Source organism: Stenotrophomonas sp. SbOxS2 (assembly GCF_013416715.1).
Lineage (GTDB): Bacteria > Pseudomonadota > Gammaproteobacteria > Xanthomonadales > Xanthomonadaceae > Stenotrophomonas > Stenotrophomonas lactitubi.
The window spans coordinates 423,628-443,452 of record NZ_JAAVXD010000002.1 but is presented as its reverse complement, the minus strand read 5'-3'; the positions used below and the strand labels follow the sequence as shown (position 1 = coordinate 443,452).

The window sequence follows — 19,825 nt, the reverse complement described above, 5'->3', positions numbered from 1 at the left end:
GTAGCGCCGGGCCATGCCCGGCGGCTTTTCACCCAGACAACAGGACGCTCCAATGAGTTACGACATGATGGTGTTCGAGGCCAGCGTCGCCCCGCGCGAGGCGGTGGCGTTCATCGCCTGGTTCGAGAAGCAGACGCAGTGGAACGAACGCCACGAGTACGACGACCCGGCGGTCAGCAGCCCGGCGTTGCAGGCCTGGTTTGCGGAGATGGCACAGGAATTTCCGCCGCTGAACGGCCCGCTGAGCAACGACGATGATGATCGCGCCGAAGTGACCGAGTACAGCATCGGCCGCGATGTGATCTATGGCGCGTTCGCGTATTCGGTGGCCGAGCGCGCGCATGGGTTGGTGCAGGACCTGGCCGAGAAGCACGGCGTGGGGTTCTTCGACGTCAGTGCTGACGAAGCGGCGATCGTGTATCCGGATGGGCTGGTGTTGATGCCGGAGTAGGTCTGGCGGCAGGGCTGCGCCCTGCACCTGCCGAATCAACGTCAACGTCAAATGCTGGGCTACTGGGGGATGGCGGGGTGGGTCCGGTTGCGGGGGACGCCGTGAACCCGTCCCTGGGGGCTTGGCCGCGGCATCCATGCCGCGGACACCCCCGCAACCGGACCCACCCCGCCTTCGACAGATTCCTGCGATCTGTCGGAATGGCATGGCCTGCTGTTGGTGGGTGTCGACCTTGGTCGACACGGTAGATCCACGCCATGCGTGGATGAACGCCAAAATGATCGAAGCGCGCTCTTGTAGAGTCGAGCCATGCTCGACTGCTTCTGGCTAGCGATTCCAGAAGGGCAAATGCGACATCGGGGAGATGGGGTCAGAACAACTGGCCTTGCACCGTGGGTTGTTCGATGCGCGTTGGTTCTTCGGACAATTCTTCTGCACCGAGCCGCCAGGCCAGTCCACCGAGGCGACTGGCATGCCGCTTCAACGCCGCCTCCAGTACCTCGGCGCTGCCGGCCACCTGCAGGCGCTGGCGGGCGCGGGTCAGGCCGGTGTAGACCAGCTCGCGCGAGAGCACGCGGCTGTCCTGCCGTGGCAGCTGCAGCCACACTTCATCGAACTCCGAGCCCTGCGCCTTGTGCACGGTCATCGCGAAGGCGCTCTCGTGTGCAGGCAATGCTGCCGGGTGGAAGGCGCGCGGCTGGTCGGCGGTCTCGCCGGGGAACCAGGCCGCCATCGCGCCGCTGCCATCGCGCAGGCAGATGCCGATATCGCCGTTGAACAGGCGATGGCGGTAGCTGTTCTCGGTGATCAGCAGCAGCCGGCCCTGGAAGTAGCCCGGGGTGTTGCCGGCCAGCAGCTGTTCGATGCGGCTGTTGAGGCCGCGCGCGCCCTGCGGGCCTTCGCGCAGTGCGGTCAGCACGCGCAGGCGACCGGCCTGCTGCAGCGCCTGCGCAGGATCCGCCGCGTCGGCCAGCGCGCGCCAATGGTCGAGCAGATGCTCGCGCTGGCTGCGCAACGGATCGGCTTCGCCTTCATGGAAGCGGACGCCGGCCAGTTCACCGCTGCGCAGCAGGCGCAGGGCGGTGCCACTGTCGCCGCCGCGCACGGCCTGCGCCAGCGGTGCCAGGTCCAGCGCATCACTCTGCCGGTAGCCCCGTTGCAACTGCACGCGGCGACCAGCAAATGCACGCGGTGCTGCCTGCGGCTGCAGCGTGGCCGGTGCCAGCAGGCCATGCAGCGCCTGCGCGTCGTCGGCGCGGGTGCCGATGCCATCGCCGCTGGCGCGCAGGATGGCGCTGAGCACATCGCCGGCTTCCACCGATGGCAGCTGGTCGGGATCGCCGAGCAGGATCAGGCGGGTGCCGCTGGCGATCGCGTCGACCAGTTTGGCCATCAACGGCAGGTCGATCATCGAGGCTTCGTCGACCACCACCACGTCCACCGGCAACGGGTTGTCGGCGTGATGGCGGAAACGCGGTGAATCGGGAATCACCCCGAGCAGGCGATGCAGGGTGGTGCCGGTGCTGGGCAGCGCGGTGCACAGCGCCGGGTCCAGCCCCTGCTCCTGCAAGCGCTGTACGGCCATGCGCAGGCTTTCGGCCATGCGCTCGGCGGCGCGGCCGGTAGGCGCTGCCAGCGCCACCTTCGGCACGGGCAGGCCCTGGTGCATCGCCTGTGCGGCCAACAGCAGCAGCAGGCGGGCGATGGTGGTGGTCTTGCCGGTACCGGGGCCACCGGTGACCAGCGCCAATGGGTGGCGCAGGGTCACGCCGGCGGCGCGTGCCTGCTGGTCTTTGCTGGTGGCGGCCTGCGGGAACAGGCGCGCGAACAACGGCGCCACGGCAGCCATGTCCGGTGCAGGCAGCGGATGGCGGCCGATGCGCTGCAGGCCAACCGCCAGCTGCCGCTCGTACTCGCGGTAACGGCGCAGGTACAGCAGGCCGTTTTCCAACACCAGCGGTGCTTCCTCTGCGGCGGCGCTGGCGTCCTGCGGCGTCGCCACCCAGGGCGAGGCCCGCAACTGCGCCAGCCACTGCGCAGGCTCGGGCCATGCTGGCACGCCGTCGATCAGGCGCTGTGGCTGGCGTGGATCGAATCCAGCGTGCCCCTGCGCCACGGCCAGCGAGGCCAGTGCGGCCGCCAGCGCCACGTTCTCCGGGGTGTCCTCGCGCAGGCGCTTGAGGCTGGTGGCCAGGGCGTGGTCCAGGGTGCGCAGCTGGCCACTGCGATGCAGGTCGCGCAGCAGGCTCATGCGGTTTCTCCGCGCGCGCGCGCCGCCATGTCTGCCTGGGCCGCTTCGCCGCCGGCAAACAAGGCATCCAGCGCATCCACCAGTTCCGGTGCGAAGCGCTGCACGTGCACGCCGTTGCCGGCAACGTCCAGACCCCGGCAGAACAGGTAACGGATACCGCCCATGTCGCGTGCGTAGTCGTAGGCCGCGCCCAGGCGGAAACGCAGCCAGCGATGCAGGGCGACGGTGTAGATCAGCGCCTGCAGGTCGTACTCGCTGTGGCGCATGGCGATCTCCAGCAGGTCCGGGCTGTAGCCCGGCAGCCGGTTGGATTTGTAGTCCAGCACATACCAGCGGCCGTCACGCACGTAGGTCAGATCGATCTTGCCGGTCATCAGGCCTTCCAGCCTTCTGCGCAGGCCAAAGCCACGCCGCGCGCTGGAGATGCCGTGGTCGTGCAGCAGCTGCAGCAGCACCGGTACTGCGGTGGGTTCGATGGCGAAGTGGAATTCGATCTCGGCGCGGCGCTCATGCTCGGGCACGCTGCACAGCGCGCCGCCTTCGGGCAGCGGCACGGTGAGGGTATGGCCCACCAGCGGCACCAGCACCGCCACGCCATCGTCCAGATCCTCGTCGGCATAGCCTTCGTCGTGCAGCGAGCGGCGCAGCACGTCGGCCTGTCCCTCCGGTGCCGGTTGCTCAGGCTGCCAGCCGGTCCACAGTCCGAAGTCGACGTTCTCCAGCGCATCGTGCAGGACGTTGCCGAAACGGCTGCCCATGAAGCGTGGATCCGGCGGCACCATGTCTTCTGCAGCGGCTTCCGGCAATGCCGGTTCCAGCGGCAGCTCGGCACCGGCGGGTTCGTCGGCGGCCGGTGCCGGCAGTTCGGTGGCCGCCGCTTCGATATCGTCGCTGTTGCCAGCGTCGGCATGCGCCAGCTGGGTGAAGCTGTAGACCCACCAGTCATGGGGCACACGCCGGGTCAATGCGCGCACCGCAGGCAGCTCACCTTCGGTTTCGGCCAGCAGCTGCGGTAGACGACCCGGCAGTACGCTGTCATCCAGCTCCACGTCCGCGTGCGCGCGCAGCACCTGCAGATCGCCCAGCAACGGGGCCAGGCGGGTTTTCGCATGGCCAGCCAGATCGCCGGTGGCGATCCACAGCGCATGCTCGGCGCGGGTCAATCCCACATACAACAGGCGCGCGTCTTCTGCACGCTGTTCACGCTCACGCTGGCTGCTGGCCGCTTCCCAGGCTTCATCCCTGTCCAGCTTCCAATGCAGCTGGCGCTCGCCCTGCAGGTGCACGGTGCAGTGGGTAGCGGTGTTAGGCGCGCCGCCATCGATCCCCACGAACGGCAGGAACACCATCGGGTATTCCAGGCCCTTGCTCTTGTGCAGGGTGATGATCTGCACCCGCCGCGCATCGGACTCCAAGCGCAGCAGCTGCTGCTCATCGTCCTGGTCGGCGTTGGCCATCTGCCCCTGCAGCCAGTCCAGCAGGCCGTGCATGCCCAGTGCCTGCGCCGAGGCTTCCTGCAGCAGTTCGCCCAGCTGCAGGTAATTGGTCAGGCGCCGCTCGCCGTCGATCAGCGCCAGCAGGCGCTCGCCCTGCGCCGCGCAGACATCGGCAACCACCGCGAACGGTCCGCCACGCTGCCAGCGCTCGCGCCAGTGCAGCAGCTGCGCCTGGAACTCGCGCTGCAGGTCGCCTTCCCGTTCCATGCTGGCAATCGCGCTTGCGAGCTGCCCCAGCAGCACGGTTGCCAATGCGGTGCGCAGGCGCCCTTCGTCGGCCGGTTGCAGCAGGGCCAGCAGCAGCGCACGCAGGTCACGCGCCTCGCTGGTGGCGAACAGGCTCTGCTTGCCGGCCGCCACGGCGGGAATGCCGACCGCAGCCAGCGCGCGCTGCACCAGCGTGGCTTCGCGATGCGAGCGCACCAGCACGGCGATATCGCCAGGCTGCAGCGGACGCCCGCGCAGCAGCGCGGTGCCGGCACGCGCTTCCAGCAGGATCTTGTGGATCGCGGCTACGCAGGCCTGGGTCGCCGCATCGCGTGAGGCATCGGCGCCGAAGGCTTTTTCGCCGTCGCTGCGCAACAGGCGCAGGGTGAGGGCGGGTGCGGCCCGGCCATCGCGCAGGTAATCCTCATCGGCACGCACGCCGCCCGGACGCACCGGCTCGAACTGGATGTCGCGTTCAAGGAACGCGTCTTCGCCAGCGTTGTCGTACAGCGCCTGCAGCGCGCGCAGCACGGCCGGGCGCGAGCGGAAGTTCTGGTCCAGCGCCGGTGCCTGCTCGGCCACCTGCTTGGCTTTCAGATAGGTATGGATGTCGCCGCCGCGGAAGCCATAGATCGCCTGCTTGGGGTCACCGATCAGGAACAGCGCCGGCTGCAGCCCCAGTTCGTCCACCTCCGGCGAGGCGCCGAACACGGTATGGAAGATGCCCCACTGGCGGTCGTCGGTATCCTGGAATTCATCGACCAGGGCGATGCGGTACTGCGCACGCAGCTGCTTCACCAGGGTCAGCCGCTGCGGTCCTTCCAGCGCGCGAGCCACACCGTCGATCAGATCGTCGTAGGTCTGCACGCGGCGCAGGCGCTTCAGGGCCGCCAGGCGCTGGCTGGCATCCTCGCGCAGCGCATGCAGGAAGTTCAGCGCACTGGCCCGCAGCCACTGCTCACGCTCGGCGAGCAATGCGACATAGCGCGCCAACGGGGCCTGCAGCGGCGAAGACGGTGTGCGCTCGGTGAACTTCTTGTTGGTCTTGGCTACGAGTGCATCGGGCAGCAGCGCAGGCAGGCGGTCGCTGGACAGCAGTTCGGCGGCGTCGCCGCGCTCGGCCCAACCCAACAGCTGGCGCCCCAGCGGGTGCAGCCAGCCCAGCTTGTAGGAGACGCCGTTGATCCACTTGTTGTCGACCGCTTCGCACAGGTCCAGGAAGAAGCGCTCACCATGCTCGCGCACGGCCATCGACAGCTCCACCGCCGCGTCCTGCAGGGCCGGGTGCGGGTCGTCCACCGCCAGCGGCTGCGGCCGCGGGTGCAGGGGGGGCGAAGCCAGCAGCGCGCGCAGGTCAGCCGCCAGCGCATCCGGGGTGGACCACAGCCAGGTCAGCGGTTCCAGCGTGGCCGGGTCGTTGGCGTGCACACGCCAGAGATCGGCGGCCAGTTCTTCCAGCAGTTCACGATCGCTGGCCAGCAGCTCCGGTGGGTCGAAGGTATGCCCGCTCTCCAGCGCATGTTCGCGCAGCACGCGGGTGCAGAAGCCGTGGATGGTGAAGATCGCCGCCAGGTCGATTTCGTCGGCAGCCACCTGCAGGCGCCGCTTCAACGCCTTGGCGCTTTCCATGCCGTCCTGCAGATGGCGTTGCAGCACCTGCCGGGTCAGCGCCGCGTCGGGCGTTTCATCTTCGCCGGGCGGTAGATCGACCAGGCGTGCGGCCAGGGCCAGACGTTCGCGGATGCGCTTGCGCAGCTCCTGGGTGGCCGCGTCAGTGAATGTCACCGCCAGGATCTGGCCGATACGCAGGCCCTGCTCGACCACCAGACGGGTGAACAGTGTCGCCAGGGTGAAGGTCTTGCCGGTGCCGGCACTGGCTTCGATCAGTCGCGTGCCGTGCAGCGGCAACGCCAGGTAAGGGTCGGGCAAACGTGTGTCGATGGAAGGGTCCTCGGCAACGCGGCTCATGCGTGGCCTGCCTGTGGATCAGTGCCGAAGCTGCGGCCTTCGCGCACGGCGCTGAAGACCACCTGGCTGTTGCGCAGCAGGTCGGCATAACTGGCGTCGTCGGCGAACGGGTCGGCGCCACGCAGCAGCAGCTGCCACGCATCACTGTTGGCTTCACCCCAGCTGCGGTCGCTGCCATGCCATTGCTTCCAGCCTTCGCTGCGCTGCTTTTCCACCGGCGCGTTGAACAGCACCCAGCCGGTGTAGGGCGCGAAGCGCAGCGGCTCGCGCAGGCCGCGCTGGCGCAGCTGCAGCAGCGCGCGCAATGCCGCGCGGGCTGCAGGCACGGTCAGCGCAGGCAACACATGCGGACCGGGCCCAGCATCACCACCGTCGTGGAACTGCACCAGCGGCAAGGCATCGCCGGCGGCGTTGGCCAACAGCCAGTCGAGCCCCTGGCGGATCACCGCGTTGCCGTTGAGGGCGCCGGCGCGCAGTCGCACCAGGCCCTCCGGATGGCGATCGCCGACCCGGCCATGCAGGCGCACACCGTCGATCTCCACTTCATAGCGGCGGCTCTCCAGCGGCGTGCCCTGCAACCAGCCGAGCATGGCCGTGGCGTACGGGCGGGTCTTGAGCTGTTCCACTTCGAACTGGCGCTCGCCGAGGATGCCCGACGGCAGCAGTCCGCGTGCGCGCAACCGTGGGTACAGCGGCTCGCTGTCGCCGGCCAGGGTGGCCTGCACCACGGCCAACTGCACGCTGCGCTTCTCCGGCCCGCGCGAAGACAGCACCAACGGCTCCAGGTCGTCGACGTCCTCAACGTCGTCAGCCAGGCGCAGGCCCAGCGACTGCGCGAGGAACTGGCCGGCCGGATCGCACAGGAAACGACGCAGGCTGTCCAGCGAGACCTCTTCTTCCACCGCGTCGTCCGCCGGTGGCGGCAGTGTGGTGTCGAACCACGGCAGCAGGCCGCCACGCTCCCCACCCAGTCGCCCGGCGGCCGGATGCCACTGCCGGCGGTAGCTGAAGCGGCGCGGGTCGCCATCGCCGAAGGCGGCCGGCGAGAACGGCTGCAGCGCGTGGCGCACGGTGAAGTCCCGCGTGGCGGTCGGCGGATCCAGGTGATAGGCCGCGGCGGCGTCGATCAGTTCACTGACCAGCACCGAGGGTTCGCGCACGCTGCCATCGCGCGGGTCGGCGCCAAGATAGCTGAGGTAGAACACGTCCTGGGCGGCGGCGAACAGCTGCAGGAACAGGAAACGATCGTCTTCGCGGGTCGAGCGGTCGCCCGGGCGGCGGCGCGGCGTATCCAGTTCGGCGGTGAGCTGGTTGAGGCCGGCGGCCGGGTCACGGCGCGGGAAATCACCATCGTTGAGGCCGAGCACGCAGATCACCCGGAACGGCAGCAGGCGCATCGGCACCATGCGGCCGAAGCTGATGCCACCGGTCAGCAGCGGCGCCCGCGTATCGGCTTCGGCCAGGGCACCGGCGAAATGTGCACGCACCACTTCCGGCGGCACGCCGTCGGCGAACCCGGCCTTGTACGCATCCTCGGCGAACTGGTTGAGCAGCTTGCGCAGGCGCTCCAGCGCACGCTGGCTGTTGGGAGAGCTGGGCGGCGTCGGCAGCAGCGCATCGAGCAGCGACAGCAGGCGTTGCCGCCACTGTGCCGGGGTCAACAGCTCGCCGAGCCGACGCTGGTAGACGGCCAGGACGCGCAGCAGGCGCAGCAGCCGGTCCAGCGCGTCCAGCGCCCCGCCTTCCAGCTCGATCCACGGCGCGACCCCGGCCAGGTCCACCTCGCTGCCGGTGGCGTGGCCCAGCAGCAGGCGATCCAGCGCGAACTGCCAGGTGTAGGCGTCATCGCTGGGGGCCTGCAGCTGGTCGCGATGGTCGGCATCCAGGCCCCACCGTGCGCCGGCCTGCTGCAGCCAGCCATGCAGTCGATCGAAGTCGACCGCTTCCAGCCCCGCCGCCTCGGCCAGCGGCGCACTGGCCAGCAGGTCCAGCACCTCGTTCAGGCCGAAGCGCGAAATCGGCAGGCCGAGCAGGTGCACGAACACATCGGCCAGCGGCTCGCCGGCCAGTGGACTGCTGTCGGCCAGCGCGTAGGGAATGTGCTCGTCGTCGCCACCACGTCCGCCGAACACCGATTCCAGATAGGGCACATACGGATCGATGTCCGGCGCCAGCACGGCGATCTCGCGCGCCTGCAACGGCGGGTCGAAGCGCGGGTCCTGCAGCAGGCTGCGCAGCTGGTCGTGCAGCACCTGCAGCTCGCGCAGGCGGGTGTGGCAGGCATGCACCTGCAGGCTCGGGTCGTCGCTGCGCAGGCCGTCGCGCAGTTCGCCCGAGGGCAATGCGCGGCGGTGGAACAGGTCGCGCTGCAGGCGGTGCAGCAGGCTGTCGGACAGCCCGCCCTGGTCCATGGTCGCCCGCGTATCTTCCTCGGGGTCGGAATAGGCCGCGATCTCACCGGCCGGATGCACCACTTCGTAGCTGCCCAGCACCGCCATGAAATCGCGGCCGGCCGCACCCCACGCTTCCAGCAGGCGGTTCTCGCCGGCGGCCTCGCCGAACGGGTCCGGCGCGCCGCTGCGCAGGCGCTCTGCCAGGGTCTGCAGGTCGCCCCAGTAGGACTGCACCGGCGTGGGCAGATAGAAATGCAGTTCGCCCACCCGCGACTGGGTGGCCATCACCCGCAGTACGTCGGGTGAGATGTTGAGGGTGGCGAACGCCGACATCCGCGGCGGCAGGCCCTTCGGCAGCGGCTGGGCGGCGCCCTCGAAGCGGTCCAGGTAGGCCTGGATGCGGCGCGCGCGGTAACCATGACCAGCGGCGATGCTGCGCCAGAGGATGGCCTGCGGGTCGGCCGCATCGGCGCCGGCTTCCCAGCGCAGCAGCCAGTCGCGGCGCCAGGCCTGGTACTTCTCGAACACCGAGGCCAGTTCGCCGGCCAGGGCCCAGGGTTTGAGCGCGTCGCCACCGGCAAGATAGGACTGCAGCGCACGCATGGGGGGCTGCGCCAGCAGGTGCGGGTCGCGCAGGGCCTGGTACAGGCGCCAATGCAGGGCGGCCGCGTCCAGGTCGTCGGCTTCGCCCTCGACATTGGCGTTCAATGCACGGGCGACGAACTCACCGGGGGTGAGGAATTGCAGATTGGCGGCCACGCCATACTCGGCAGCCAGGGTCGCCTGCAGCCAGCGCCGCATCGCCACCTGCGGGATCAGCACCACCTCCGGCGCCAGCAGCGGCTGTCCCGGCACCGGCACACGCACATTGCGCGCCAGCAGGGCAGCCAGCACGTCCAGCGAATTGGAATGGTAGAGGCGGAAGTCGCTGCCCGGGTCACTCATCGTGCACAGTGTGCAGCACACCCGGCCGTATTCAATGCCGGGGGACGGTGATCGCGACGGATTGTTCCGGTCGTTTCAGGAATTGTCCCGGTCTGGCGGCGGTCCGGCCGTGCAACAATACTGGACCGTCCAGTCTGCTTATGTTCAGCAGTCTGACCCGATGCTTCAATGTCGAAAAAACGTTAAGGGTGCCCATGTCGGCTTCCACCTCCAGTCTGGTGCAGTTGTCCAACGTCCGCATCGACCGGAGCGGGCGCACGATCCTGCGCGACGTTTCGCTGCAGGTGCCCAAAGGCAGCATCACGGCCGTGCTGGGGCCGTCCGGCAGCGGCAAGTCGACCCTGCTGGCGGCGCTGACCGGCGAACTGCGCCCGGTTGCAGGCGACATCACCCTGTTCGGCAAGCCGATCCCGCAGCGCACCTCCGAACTGCTGGAGATGCGCAAGAGCGTTGGCGTACTGCTGCAGGGCAATGGCCTGCTGACCGACCTGACCGTGGCCGAAAACGTCGCCCTGCCGTTGCGCACCCACACCCGCCTGCCGGCACCGGTGCTGCGCCGGCTGGTGCAGATGAAGCTGCATTCGGTCGGCCTGCTGGCCGCCGCCGATGCCTGGCCACGTGAACTGTCCGGTGGCATGGCCCGCCGCGTGGCACTGGCCCGCGCATTGGCCCTGGACCCGCCGCTGATGATCTACGACGAGCCGCTGACCGGGCTGGACCCGATCGCCTCGGGTGTGATCATGAGCCTGATCCAGCGCCTCAACCACAGCCTGGGCCTGACCAGCATCATCGTCAGCCACCACGTGCACGAGACCCTGCCGATCTGCGACCAGGTGATCGCGATCGCCAACGGCGGCATCGTGTTCCAGGGCACGCCCGAAGCGCTGCAATCCAGCCAGGACCCGCTGCTGCGGCAGTTCCTGCACGGCCAGCCCGACGGTCCCATTCCGTTTGATGCCGCACCGCGCGCGAGGGTTGCCTGATGCCGTTCGTGCAAGCCACCCGTTCGCTGGGCCGTGCCGGTCTGTTCTCGCTGACCGTGCTGCGCGGTTCGCTGCCGACCCGTGATTTCCTGGCCGAGCTGACCCGCGAGATCTACAAGATCGGTGCGCGCTCGCTGCCGATCATCGCCGTGGGCGGCGCCTTCGTCGGTCTGGTGCTGACCCTGCAGGGCTACCGCACGCTGACCACCTTCGGTGCGGCCGACGCGCTGTCGACCCTGCTCGGCCTGTCGTTGTACCGCGAGTTGGCACCGGTGCTGACCGCGCTGTTGTTCATCGGCCGCGCCGGCAGCTCGATCGCCGCCGAGCTGGGCCTGATGCGCGCCACCGACCAGATCAAGGCGCTGGAACTGATGGCCATCGACCCGGTGGCCAAGGCCGTGGCGCCGCGCTTCTGGGCGGCGGTACTGACCGTGCCGCTGCTGACCGGCATCTTCTGTTCGCTGGCGATCAGTGCCAGCTATTTCGAAGCCGTGCACGTACTGGGCCTGGACAACGGCGTGTTCTGGTCGGCGCTGCGCAACAGCGTGGACTTCTGGGACGACTTCGGCGTGGCGATGCTGAAATCGGCGATCTTCGGTGGCACCGCCGCACTGGTTGCCGCCTATGTCGGTTTCCACGCCGAACCGACCATCGAAGGCACCTCCGTCGCCACCACCCGTGCGGTCGTCAACGCTTCGCTGCTGGTGCTGATGTTCAACTTCGTGCTGTCGGCAATGTTGTTCACCTAACCCCTCCATCGGCGGTGCGCATCGGCGCGCGGCCACCACGACTGATCAGGTAATCCACATGGCCATCCGCGGTCCCAGACTCGAATTCTCCGTCGGCGCTTTCCTGCTGCTGGCCCTGGCCTCGCTGATGGTGCTGGCCGTCGCCTCGACCAACCAGCGCTGGAGCTGGGGTGGCGAAGGCTATGAACTCAAGGCCCGCTTCTCCCAGGTCGGCCAGCTGCGCAAGCAGGCGCCGGTGAAGATCGGCGGCGTCACCGTCGGCCAGGTCGCTTCCATCGAACTGGACCCGGTGAAGTTCGAATCGATCGTGACCCTGCGCATGGACAGCAAGGTCAAGGACCTGCCGGCCGACACCTCCGCCGGCATCTTCACCAGCGGTTTGCTTGGCGAGAGCTATATCGGTCTGCAGCCCGGCGGTGATCCGGACGTGCTCAAGCCCGGTGAGGAAATCGTGTTCACCCAGCCGGCCGTGGACCTGCTGCAGCTGGTCGGCAAGTACATGTTCAGTGGCGGCGCCGGTGGTGGCGCTGCTCAGAAACCCAACGATGGCGAGCAGTCGCCTGCAACGGAACCGCAACCATGAAAATGAAACTGATCCCGGCCCTGCTCGCCTCGTCGCTGCTGCTGGCCACCCCGTTCCTGGCCCAGGCGCAGGCCGCCCCCGCCGCTGCCGCCGCCCCCCAGGGCCAGGCCGGCAAGGTGGTGATCGACGCCAGCAGCCGCATCATGTCGACCCTGCAGCAGCGCCGCGCTGAGTTCACCAGCAACCCGGCCAGCCTGCGCAGCTACATCGACAGCGAACTGACCCGCACCTTCGACCGCGACTATGCCGCGCGCCTGGTGCTGGGCCCGCACGCCCGCGGCGCTTCGGATGCCGACATCAAACTGTTCGCCGATGCGATGGCCGACAGCCTGATGCAGCGTTATGGCTCGACCCTGCTCAACATCCAGGGCAAGCCGAGCTTCCGCCTGAAGGGCGAGAGCCCGCTGCCGGGCAACCGTGGCGTGCGCGTGGCCACCGAACTGGTGCGCGCCGCCAACGAGCCGACGCCGGTTGAATACTGGATGCGCAACGTCAACGGCCAGTGGAAGATCTTCGACGTGAACATCGAGGGCATCTCCTACGTGCAGACCTTCCGCAACCAGTTCGATGCCCCGCTGCGACAGAAGGGCATCAAGCAGGTGGCCAACGATCTGCGCAGCGGCAGCATGCAGGCCGGACCGGCCGGCAATGGCAAATAAGGCGCTGGCGCTGCTGGAAGGTGACACCCTGCGCCTGCGCGGGGTGCTCGACCGTGCAGCGGTGATCGCGCTGTGGCCGCAACTGCAGGCCCTGCCGGCGCAGCTGTCGCGACTGGACCTGGCGGAGGTCGAGCGCGTGGACAGCGCCGGCCTGGCGTTGCTGGCCGAGCTGGCCGCGCGCGCGCGCCAGGGCGGCCATCCGCTGACGATCTCCGGCGCCCCCGCCGGCTACAACGAACTGAGCGCAGCCTACCGGCTGTCGCCCGACCTGGACTTCAACGCTACTTCTGCTGCGAGCTGACATGAACGTCGTGCGCGTTTTCCCTCTGATCCTCCTGGCCGCTGCGCTCAGCGCCTGTGCCGGCAAGCCGGCACGCAGCGACGCGCCGGTGGCCGATACCGTGGTTCCGTCGACTGCTGCAGCGCCTGCCGCAGCCACTGCTGCTGACACCGAGCCGGCCAGCCAGCCGACGCAGGCCGACACGCCGCCCGCTGCGACGGCCGTGGACACCGGCAACCGTGCCCCGACAACCAATGCCGCCACCGACGCGGCGGCGACCGCACCGGGCGGCGACAACGACTTCGATGCGCTGTACGGCACCAGTGACAACAGCCGCAGTGCTACCGCCTACGACCCGTGGGAACCGTTCAACCGCAAGGTGCACGGCTTCAACAACGCCGTCGACCGCGGTATCGCCCGCCCGTTGGCCACCGCCTATACCCACGTGGTGCCGCGCTTTGCACGTACCGGCGTAAGCAACTTCTTCAGCAACCTGCGTGCGCCGCTGACCATCACCAACCAGCTGCTGCAGGGCCGACCGGCCGACGCGTGGGACAGCCTGGGCCGGTTCCTGATGAACAGCACGCTGGGCATTGGTGGCCTGTTCGACCCGGCCAGCAAGGCAATGGTGCCGCGTCGCAACGAGGACTTCGGGCAGACCCTGGGTGCCTGGGGCTGGCGTCGTTCGCGTTATGTGGAACTGCCGTTCTTCGGCCCGCGTACCGTGCGTGATGTGTTCGGCCTGGCCGGTGACATCCCGTTGTCGCCGATCCGCCGCATCGAAAGCGACAAGTACCGCATCGGCCTGCAGGGCCTGCAGCTGGTCGACACCCGTGCACAGCTGCTGGCGATCGACGACCTGCGCGATACCGCGGTGGACGAATACGCCCTGGTCCGCGATGCCTGGATGCAGCGCCGCAACTACCAGATCGAGAACGACCTGCGCGGCAAGCGCGAGCGTGGCAGCGACGATGCGAACTCGCCGATCCCGGTCGATGCGATGCCGATGCCGCAATGGACCAACTGACCGCTACCGGCAACGCATGAAAAACCCCGCCTCGGCGGGGTTTTTTGTTTTACCGGCATCCTCCCACCTTCCGGTGGGTGCCAACCTTGGTTGGCACGTCGTCTTCAGGCCGCCAGCGCCGCCTCGACGGCTTCGCGCAGGCGCGCATCATCGGCGGCAACGTCCGGGGCGAAGCGGGCGATGACCTTGCCATCGCGGCCGACCAGGAACTTCTCGAAATTCCACAGCACCGCCGGTGCCGGGTAGATCGGAATCTCCTTGCTGGCCAGGCGCTCGCGCAGCGGGCCTTCGCCGATCGCCTGCGGCTGCGCGGCGGTCAGCTGCTGGTACAGCGGGTGGGTGTCTTCACCGGCCACGCTGATCTTGGCGAACATCGGGAAGCTCACGTCGTAGGTCAGCTGGCAGAACTGCTGGATCTCCGCCTCGCTGCCCGGCTCCTGGCCGAGGAAATTGTTGGCCGGGAAGCCCAGCACTTCCAGGCCCTGCGCGTGCTTCTCCGCGTAAAGCGCCTGCAGGCCTTCGTACTGCGGGGTCAGGCCGCACTTGGACGCCACGTTGACCAGCAGCAGTACCTTGCCCTGGTAGTGAGCAAGCGAGGACGGCTGGCCGTCGATGGTGGTGAGGGAAACATCCTGGATCGAGGTGCTCACGCGGGGGCTCCGGCTACGGCTGGGAAAGGCCCACCAGCATACCGCCGCATGCGCTGTTGTAGAGCCGAGCCCATGCTCGGCTGATGCCACGGTAGCCGAGCATGGGCTCGGCCCTACAGGACATCCTCAATCCACGCAGATCGTGCCCTGCGCCTTGCCACCGTCGATGCGCTGGCGGCAACCGAAGTTCTGGCTGACATCACGCTGGCAGGTGCCGGTCGCCATCGCGCCGGCAGCGACCTCGCCCGTGGCCAGGCACTGTCCGCTGCAGTCGCTCTTGTTGCCGCACGACTTGCCAGCGTCGGCATAGGGAATCACGCATTGCAGCCGTTGCAGGCGGCCCAACGGCTGCAGCGTACCGCCAGCTGCGCGGCAGTCCACATCGCGTGCTTCTTCATAGGCTGCAGCAGCTTCGGGGCTGTCGGCCGCCGTGGATGCCGTGCCTGCACCATCGCTGGCCGGTGGCGCACTGCTGCAGGCGGCAAGCAGCGCGCCCAGGGCAAAGCTGGCAAGGAATCGGAGGCGCATGGCGGTACCTGAGGGGTGTGGACGGCGCCAGCATACGCACCCGCCCATGCAGGTGGCGTGTCAGCCGGCGTTGCCGTCGTCCTCTCCGTCGGTGGAGGTCAACTGCTGCATCGGATCGGGGGTCAGCTCAGGGGGCAACGCGCGCTTTGACTTGCTGCCCAGTTCGGCAAGCCGGCGGGCACGGCTGATGGCCGACTGCGGCGAATCGATCAAGCGGTTGCGTGCGTCGGCGTAAGCCTTGCCTGCATCATCAAGCTTCTTGCCCATGGCATTGAAGTCCTGCAGGAAGCCAGTCAGGGCGTCCAGCACCAGTCCACCGGCTTCACTGATCTTCAATGCCTGCTTCTGCACCTTGTCACGTGTCCACAGTCGCTCGGCCACCCTCAACAGCGCCATCAGCGTATTGGGCGAAGCGAACACCACGCGGTTGTCGAAGGCATACGCCTGCAGTGCACCGTCCGCGCCCAGCGCCGCCGACAGTGCGCCTTCGATGGGAACGAAAGCGATGGTGATATCCAGGGTCTCGCTGCCAAGAGCCTTCGGATAGTTCTTATCGCCCAGATCCTTGACGTGCTGGCGCAGCGCCACCGCATGGCGGCGCAATGCATCCTCGGACTGTTCCGGCGTGGCGGCATTCATCGCCTCCTGCCAGGCGATCAGGTTGACCTTGCTGTCGATCACCACGCTGCGCTCATCGGGGAACTGCACCACCACGTCCGGCCGCAGGCGCGCGCCCTCATCATCCACGGCGTGCTTCTGCCGCTGGTAGTGAACGCCCTCCTCCAGGCCTGAGCCACGCAGCACGTTGTCGAGCATCAGCTCGCCCCAGTCACCGCGCACCTTGGCGCTGCCTTTCAGCGCATTGGTCAGCGCCGAGGCCTGTGCAGCCATGTCCTGGTTGAGCGTCTTCAGTTCACCCACCGCGCCAAGCAGGCTGGCACGCTGCCTCGCTTCTTCCCCGTACAGCGTGTCGACCCGGTTGCGGAAATCCCCCAGCCTGTCGGCAAAGGGTTTGAGCAGCCCTTCGATATCCGCGCGCGACTGCACCGTTGCCTGGCGCACGTTCTTTTCGAACTGTTGTCCGCGTTCGTCGAACACCTTGCCCGCCAATTCGGCGAAGGCGCCGGAGAGCTTTTCCTTGGCAGTATCCAGATAGCTGCGCAGCTCGGCACTGGCGCGTTCGGAATGCTGCAGGTTGGCCAGCGCGCGAGCATGTTCGCCATGCAGCTGCTGGTAGCGCTGCTGCGCTTGTTGCAGCTCCTTGCTGGACTCGGCCAGACCGGCCCGCACCTGCGCCAGGGCAGCTTCGCGCTCGGCCAACATCGCTTCACGACTGGACGCCAGCGCGGCCTCCCGCTCCACGCGTGCGGTCAGGGTAGTGACGAGCTGGGCGTGCTGCAGGCTTCGGCCACGCTCGCTTTCCAGCTCTGCCAGCAAGGCTTCCAGCCGACCTCGCAGTTGCCCGGCGTCAACCAGGGCCAGGCGATGCTGCTCGCGTTCGGTAACCAGCTGTTGCTGTGCTTCAGCAGCGGGGGCGCTGTTGGATGCCCGACGCCACAGCAGTACCAGCACCAGCAACGTCGCCAGCAGCAGCACCACGGCGACAATCATGAGGACTTCGATGTTCATGCGACCAGTGTAGCCCCGCTGCGCTAGCCTTGGTCGGACCACATCGGACCCGACCATGCTTGTTCTCTACGGAAAGCCCACCTCGATCAACGTGCGCAAAGTGCTGTGGCTGTGCGCCGAACTCGACCTCCCGCTTGCGCATGAACCAACCCCCGCGCCGGACCTGCTGGCCACGCTGAATCCGAATCGGCAGGTGCCGGCGCTACGCGACGGCGACTTCGTGCTGTGGGAGTCCAACAGCATCTGCCGCTACCTGGCCGCACGCCAGGGCCGCGATGACCTGCTGCCCGCCACGGCACAGGGCCGCGCCAAGGTCGAGCAGTGGATGGACTGGCAGGCCACCGACCTCAACAGCGCCTGGCGCCACGTGTTCATGGCCCGCGTCCGCCAGCACCCTGACTTCGCGGACGACGCGCGCGCGGAGGCCAGCCTGACGCACTGGAACCATCTGATGACACTGCTCGATGCACAGCTGGCGACGACCGATGGCTACGTGGTGGGCAACACCTTCACCCTGGCCGACATCGTGCTCGGCCTGTCCACCCAGCGCTGGCGCAGCACACCGGGCAACAAACCGGCGCTGCCCCACGTGGAAGCCTGGTTCGAGCGCCTGCGCCCCCGCCCGGGCTTCGCTAAACATGTCGACAACGGCGTGGCGTAGGGGGGTCCGGCAGGGCTGCGCCCTGCACCCGCAGAGGCAACGTCACATCGAAAGGCAGCATTCGGTGGGATGGCGGGGTGGCATGGATTTGCGGGACACGCCGTAAACCCATCCATGGGGGCTCGTAGGCGCCATCCATGGCGCCTGCGGTCCCGCAAACCCATGCCACCCCGCCTTTCACGGACTTCCGCGATCTGCAGTAGATCCACGCCATGCGTGGATGAAGCTCAGAAGGATCGATACGGGTTTCTTGTAAGGGAGCACCCGCTTTCACTTTGCTTGGCCGGAACCCTTACCAGCCTTCCAACACGATCTTGCCCTTCGCCCGATGGCTCTCCAGCAGCGCATGAGCACGCCGCAGGTTGGCCGCGTCGATGCGCCCGAAGTGCTCACCCAGCGTGGTCTGCAGCACACCGGCATCGACCAGTTCGGCCACCCGGTTCAGCAGGTCATGCTGGCGCTGCATGTCCTCCGTGCGGTACAGCGGCCGGGTGAACATCGATTCCCAGTGCAGCGACAGCGCCTTGCGCTTCAGCGCCATCACATCGATCTGGCCCGGATCATCGATCAGCCCCAGCTGCCCCTGCGGCGCCAGCAGCTCGACGATCTGCGCATAGTGCTGGTCGGTGTGGGTCAGGCTGGCCACGTGGTCCACCTCGGTGATGCCCAGCCGGGCCAGGCCCTCGGCCAGCGGCAGGCTGTGGTCGATCACATGGTGCGCGCCCATCGCCTGCACCCAGTCCTGGGTCTCCGGGCGCGAGGCGGTGCCGATCACCGTCAGCTTGGTCAGCCGACGCGCCAACTGCACCAGGATCGAACCCACGCCGCCCGCTGCACCGATCACCAGCAGGGTCTGGCCGTCGCCACCGCCTTCGGCGATGCGCAGGCGGTCGAACAACAGTTCCCACGCGGTGATCGCGGTCAGCGGCAGCGCCGCCGCCGCGGCATCGTCCAGGCTGGCCGGCTTGCGGCCAACGCTGCGCTCGTCCACCAGCTGGTATTCGGCATTGCTGCCCGGGCGATCGATCACACCGGCGTAGTACACGGCGTCGCCGGGTTGGAACAGGGTCACCTCGCTGCCGATCGCATCGACCACACCAACCGCGTCCCACCCCAGCACGCGTGGGCCGTCGGTGGCAGCGCCGCGTCGCACCTTGGTGTCAACCGGGTTCACCGCCACCGCGCGCACCGCCACCCGCAGGTCGCGTGGGCCCGGCTGCGGCAGAGGCAGGTCGAGGTCGATCAGGGCCTGCGGGTCGTCGATCGGCAGGCCGGCATGGGTATAGGCAATGGCGCGCATGGGGGGAGATCCAATGAGGAGAGGCCACAGCGTGCGCCGTGCGCAGAGGGGCAGAAAGGCGCAGAATCGGTCAACACTTTCACTGCAGCAATGAAAATGGTCCGTTTCGACGATCTGCAGCTGTTCGTCCGTACCGCTGCGCTGGGCAGCTTCTCGCAGGCCGCACGCGAGGCCGATCTGCTGCCGGGCCAGGTGGCCGCGGCGGTGGCGCGGCTGGAACGCGAACTGGACCTGCGCCTGTTCGTGCGTACCACCCGCAGCCTGCGGCTGACCGCCGAAGGCGCGCTGTACCTGCCCTACGCACAGGACGTTCTGACCACCCTGCGCGAAGGCCAGGCGCGGGTGCAGGGCGAGGATGCGGAGCTGCACGGCACCCTGCAGTTGTCGGCGCCCTCGGACTTCGGCCGCAACCTGCTGCTGCCGTGGCTGACTGCGTTCCGTGCCGCACATCCACGGCTGCGCCTGCACCTGCGCCTGTCCGACGAAGTGGCCGACGTGTTCCGCGACCCGGTCGACGTGGCCATCCGCATCGGGCACTTCGACGACGCCAGCTATGTCGCCCTGCCGTTGCTGGAGGGCAACCGGCGCGTGCTGGCCGCATCGCCCGAGTACCTGCGTCGGCGTGGCACGCCGACCCGGCTGGACGACCTGCGCGAACACGATTGCCTTGTCTACCAGCTCGGCGGGCGCGCCTACGATCGCTGGTCGTTCGAGCTGGAGGGGCGCCGCGTAGTGATCCCGGTGCGCGGGCCACTGGTCTGCGACGACGCCGACGTGGTGCGGCGCTGGGCGGTCGCCGGCGAAGGCATCACCTACAAATCCTGGCTGGACGTGCGCGAGGACGTGCTGGGTGGACGCCTGCAGGTGCTGTTGGATGGCATCGGCAGCCACATCCCCCTGCAGCTGGTGTGTCCGCACCGCAAGCAGTTCTCACCGGCGGTGCGGCAACTGCACGCGCAGCTGCGCCAGTACCTGCAACCGCTGCTGTCCGCAATGCCCGGCCATGGCGATGTGCCCCTGTCGCCTGCAACGCCGCTGGCCGACAATGGCGCTCCCCCGTTGTAA

At 68.2% G+C, this 19,825-nt stretch carries 15 protein-coding genes and 1 pseudogene; 9 read left to right on the top strand and 7 right to left on the bottom strand.

Annotation, left to right across the window (positions count from 1 at the left end):
* Positions 1–52: 52 nt before the first annotated feature.
* Positions 53–451, top strand: a complete 399-nt coding sequence (locus HFK18_RS05095; protein WP_180164825.1) for a hypothetical protein — start codon at positions 53–55, stop codon at positions 449–451.
* Between the two features lie 370 nt (positions 452–821).
* Here HFK18_RS05095 and recD read toward each other — a convergent pair whose 3' ends face one another.
* The 3 genes from recD to recC are packed head-to-tail and all read right to left on the bottom strand — an operon-like array spanning position 822 to position 9,711.
* A complete protein-coding gene (recD, locus tag HFK18_RS05090) occupies positions 822–2,702 on the bottom strand; it encodes an exodeoxyribonuclease V subunit alpha (RefSeq protein WP_180164823.1) in 1,881 nt (626 codons plus the stop codon).
* Positions 2,699–6,373, bottom strand: a complete 3,675-nt coding sequence (gene recB, locus HFK18_RS05085) for an exodeoxyribonuclease V subunit beta (protein ID WP_180164821.1) — start codon at positions 6,371–6,373, stop codon at positions 2,699–2,701. The genes recD and recB overlap by 4 nt, the downstream gene beginning before the upstream one ends.
* A complete protein-coding gene (recC, locus tag HFK18_RS05080; protein ID WP_180164819.1) occupies positions 6,370–9,711 on the bottom strand; it encodes an exodeoxyribonuclease V subunit gamma in 3,342 nt (1,113 codons plus the stop codon). Before recC ends, recB begins: the two co-directional genes overlap by 4 nt.
* A 194-nt stretch (positions 9,712–9,905) precedes the next feature.
* On the opposite strand from recC, the gene HFK18_RS05075 reads away from it, so the two are divergent.
* The 6 genes and pseudogenes from HFK18_RS05075 (at position 9,906) to HFK18_RS05050 (ending at position 13,992) form a co-directional block, all read left to right on the top strand.
* Positions 9,906–10,694 (top strand): ATP-binding cassette domain-containing protein, encoded by a 789-nt coding sequence (locus tag HFK18_RS05075; RefSeq protein WP_100554252.1) that lies wholly within the window; start codon positions 9,906–9,908, stop codon positions 10,692–10,694.
* Positions 10,694–11,443, top strand: a complete 750-nt coding sequence (locus HFK18_RS05070; RefSeq protein ID WP_005414955.1) for an MlaE family lipid ABC transporter permease subunit — start codon at positions 10,694–10,696, stop codon at positions 11,441–11,443. The genes HFK18_RS05075 and HFK18_RS05070 overlap by 1 nt, the downstream gene beginning before the upstream one ends.
* A 58-nt stretch (positions 11,444–11,501) precedes the next feature.
* A pseudogene (mlaD, locus tag HFK18_RS05065) lies at positions 11,502–11,966 on the top strand (outer membrane lipid asymmetry maintenance protein MlaD); the annotation flags it as partial.
* Between the two features lie 56 nt (positions 11,967–12,022).
* Positions 12,023–12,685 (top strand): ABC transporter substrate-binding protein, encoded by a 663-nt coding sequence (locus HFK18_RS05060; RefSeq protein ID WP_100554254.1) that lies wholly within the window; start codon positions 12,023–12,025, stop codon positions 12,683–12,685.
* Positions 12,675–12,986: an STAS domain-containing protein gene (locus tag HFK18_RS05055; RefSeq protein ID WP_180164817.1), complete on the top strand. Its 312-nt coding sequence runs from the start codon at positions 12,675–12,677 to the stop codon at positions 12,984–12,986. The genes HFK18_RS05060 and HFK18_RS05055 overlap by 11 nt, the downstream gene beginning before the upstream one ends.
* Position 12,987: 1 nt before the next feature.
* Positions 12,988–13,992, top strand: a complete 1,005-nt coding sequence (locus HFK18_RS05050) for a VacJ family lipoprotein (RefSeq protein ID WP_180164815.1) — start codon at positions 12,988–12,990, stop codon at positions 13,990–13,992.
* 104 nt (positions 13,993–14,096) lie between these two features.
* Here the strand turns inward: HFK18_RS05050 and HFK18_RS05045 are convergent, their stop codons facing one another.
* The 3 genes from HFK18_RS05045 to rmuC all read right to left on the bottom strand — a co-directional run bounded on the left by HFK18_RS05045 (position 14,097) and on the right by rmuC (position 16,799).
* On the bottom strand, positions 14,097–14,642 hold the full coding sequence (locus HFK18_RS05045; protein ID WP_180164813.1) for a glutathione peroxidase: 546 nt from the start codon (positions 14,640–14,642) through the stop codon (positions 14,097–14,099).
* A 126-nt stretch (positions 14,643–14,768) separates the two neighbouring features.
* Entirely contained in the window at positions 14,769–15,170 is a 402-nt protein-coding gene (locus HFK18_RS05040; RefSeq protein ID WP_180164811.1) for a hypothetical protein, read from the bottom strand.
* A gap of 60 nt (positions 15,171–15,230) precedes the next feature.
* A complete protein-coding gene (gene rmuC / locus HFK18_RS05035) occupies positions 15,231–16,799 on the bottom strand; it encodes a DNA recombination protein RmuC (RefSeq protein ID WP_180164809.1) in 1,569 nt (522 codons plus the stop codon).
* Between the two features lie 55 nt (positions 16,800–16,854).
* Here rmuC and HFK18_RS05030 point away from each other — a divergent pair, with 55 nt between their 5' ends.
* Positions 16,855–17,460 (top strand): glutathione S-transferase N-terminal domain-containing protein, encoded by a 606-nt coding sequence (locus tag HFK18_RS05030; protein ID WP_180164807.1) that lies wholly within the window; start codon positions 16,855–16,857, stop codon positions 17,458–17,460.
* 292 nt (positions 17,461–17,752) lie between these two features.
* Here HFK18_RS05030 and HFK18_RS05025 read toward each other — a convergent pair whose 3' ends face one another.
* Positions 17,753–18,760: a zinc-binding alcohol dehydrogenase family protein gene (locus tag HFK18_RS05025; RefSeq protein WP_180164805.1), complete on the bottom strand. Its 1,008-nt coding sequence runs from the start codon at positions 18,758–18,760 to the stop codon at positions 17,753–17,755.
* Between the two features lie 90 nt (positions 18,761–18,850).
* Here HFK18_RS05025 and HFK18_RS05020 point away from each other — a divergent pair, with 90 nt between their 5' ends.
* Positions 18,851–19,825 carry a LysR family transcriptional regulator gene (locus tag HFK18_RS05020; RefSeq protein WP_180164803.1) on the top strand — a complete coding sequence of 325 codons (975 nt, stop codon included), beginning with the start codon at positions 18,851–18,853 and terminating at the stop codon, positions 19,823–19,825.

What these genes read in the sequence shown, in the direction of transcription:
- HFK18_RS05050 (WP_180164815.1), top strand. Translation starts at nt 12,988, where the DNA reads ATGAACGTCGTGCGCGTTTTCCCTCTGATCCTCCTGGCCGCTGCGCTC.
- HFK18_RS05070 (WP_005414955.1), top strand. Translation starts at nt 10,694, where the DNA reads ATGCCGTTCGTGCAAGCCACCCGTTCGCTGGGCCGTGCCGGTCTGTTC.
- HFK18_RS05095 (WP_180164825.1), top strand. Translation starts at nt 53, where the DNA reads ATGAGTTACGACATGATGGTGTTCGAGGCCAGCGTCGCCCCGCGCGAG.
- HFK18_RS05025 (WP_180164805.1), bottom strand. Translation starts at nt 18,760, where the DNA reads ATGCGCGCCATTGCCTATACCCATGCCGGCCTGCCGATCGACGACCCG.
- HFK18_RS05040 (WP_180164811.1), bottom strand. Translation starts at nt 15,170, where the DNA reads ATGCGCCTCCGATTCCTTGCCAGCTTTGCCCTGGGCGCGCTGCTTGCC.
- HFK18_RS05055 (WP_180164817.1), top strand. Translation starts at nt 12,675, where the DNA reads ATGGCAAATAAGGCGCTGGCGCTGCTGGAAGGTGACACCCTGCGCCTG.
- HFK18_RS05020 (WP_180164803.1), top strand. Translation starts at nt 18,851, where the DNA reads ATGAAAATGGTCCGTTTCGACGATCTGCAGCTGTTCGTCCGTACCGCT.
- recD (WP_180164823.1), bottom strand. Translation starts at nt 2,702, where the DNA reads ATGAGCCTGCTGCGCGACCTGCATCGCAGTGGCCAGCTGCGCACCCTG.
- HFK18_RS05075 (WP_100554252.1), top strand. Translation starts at nt 9,906, where the DNA reads ATGTCGGCTTCCACCTCCAGTCTGGTGCAGTTGTCCAACGTCCGCATC.
- recB (WP_180164821.1), bottom strand. Translation starts at nt 6,373, where the DNA reads ATGAGCCGCGTTGCCGAGGACCCTTCCATCGACACACGTTTGCCCGAC.
- HFK18_RS05030 (WP_180164807.1), top strand. Translation starts at nt 16,855, where the DNA reads ATGCTTGTTCTCTACGGAAAGCCCACCTCGATCAACGTGCGCAAAGTG.
- HFK18_RS05060 (WP_100554254.1), top strand. Translation starts at nt 12,023, where the DNA reads ATGAAAATGAAACTGATCCCGGCCCTGCTCGCCTCGTCGCTGCTGCTG.
- rmuC (WP_180164809.1), bottom strand. Translation starts at nt 16,799, where the DNA reads ATGAACATCGAAGTCCTCATGATTGTCGCCGTGGTGCTGCTGCTGGCG.
- recC (WP_180164819.1), bottom strand. Translation starts at nt 9,711, where the DNA reads ATGAGTGACCCGGGCAGCGACTTCCGCCTCTACCATTCCAATTCGCTG.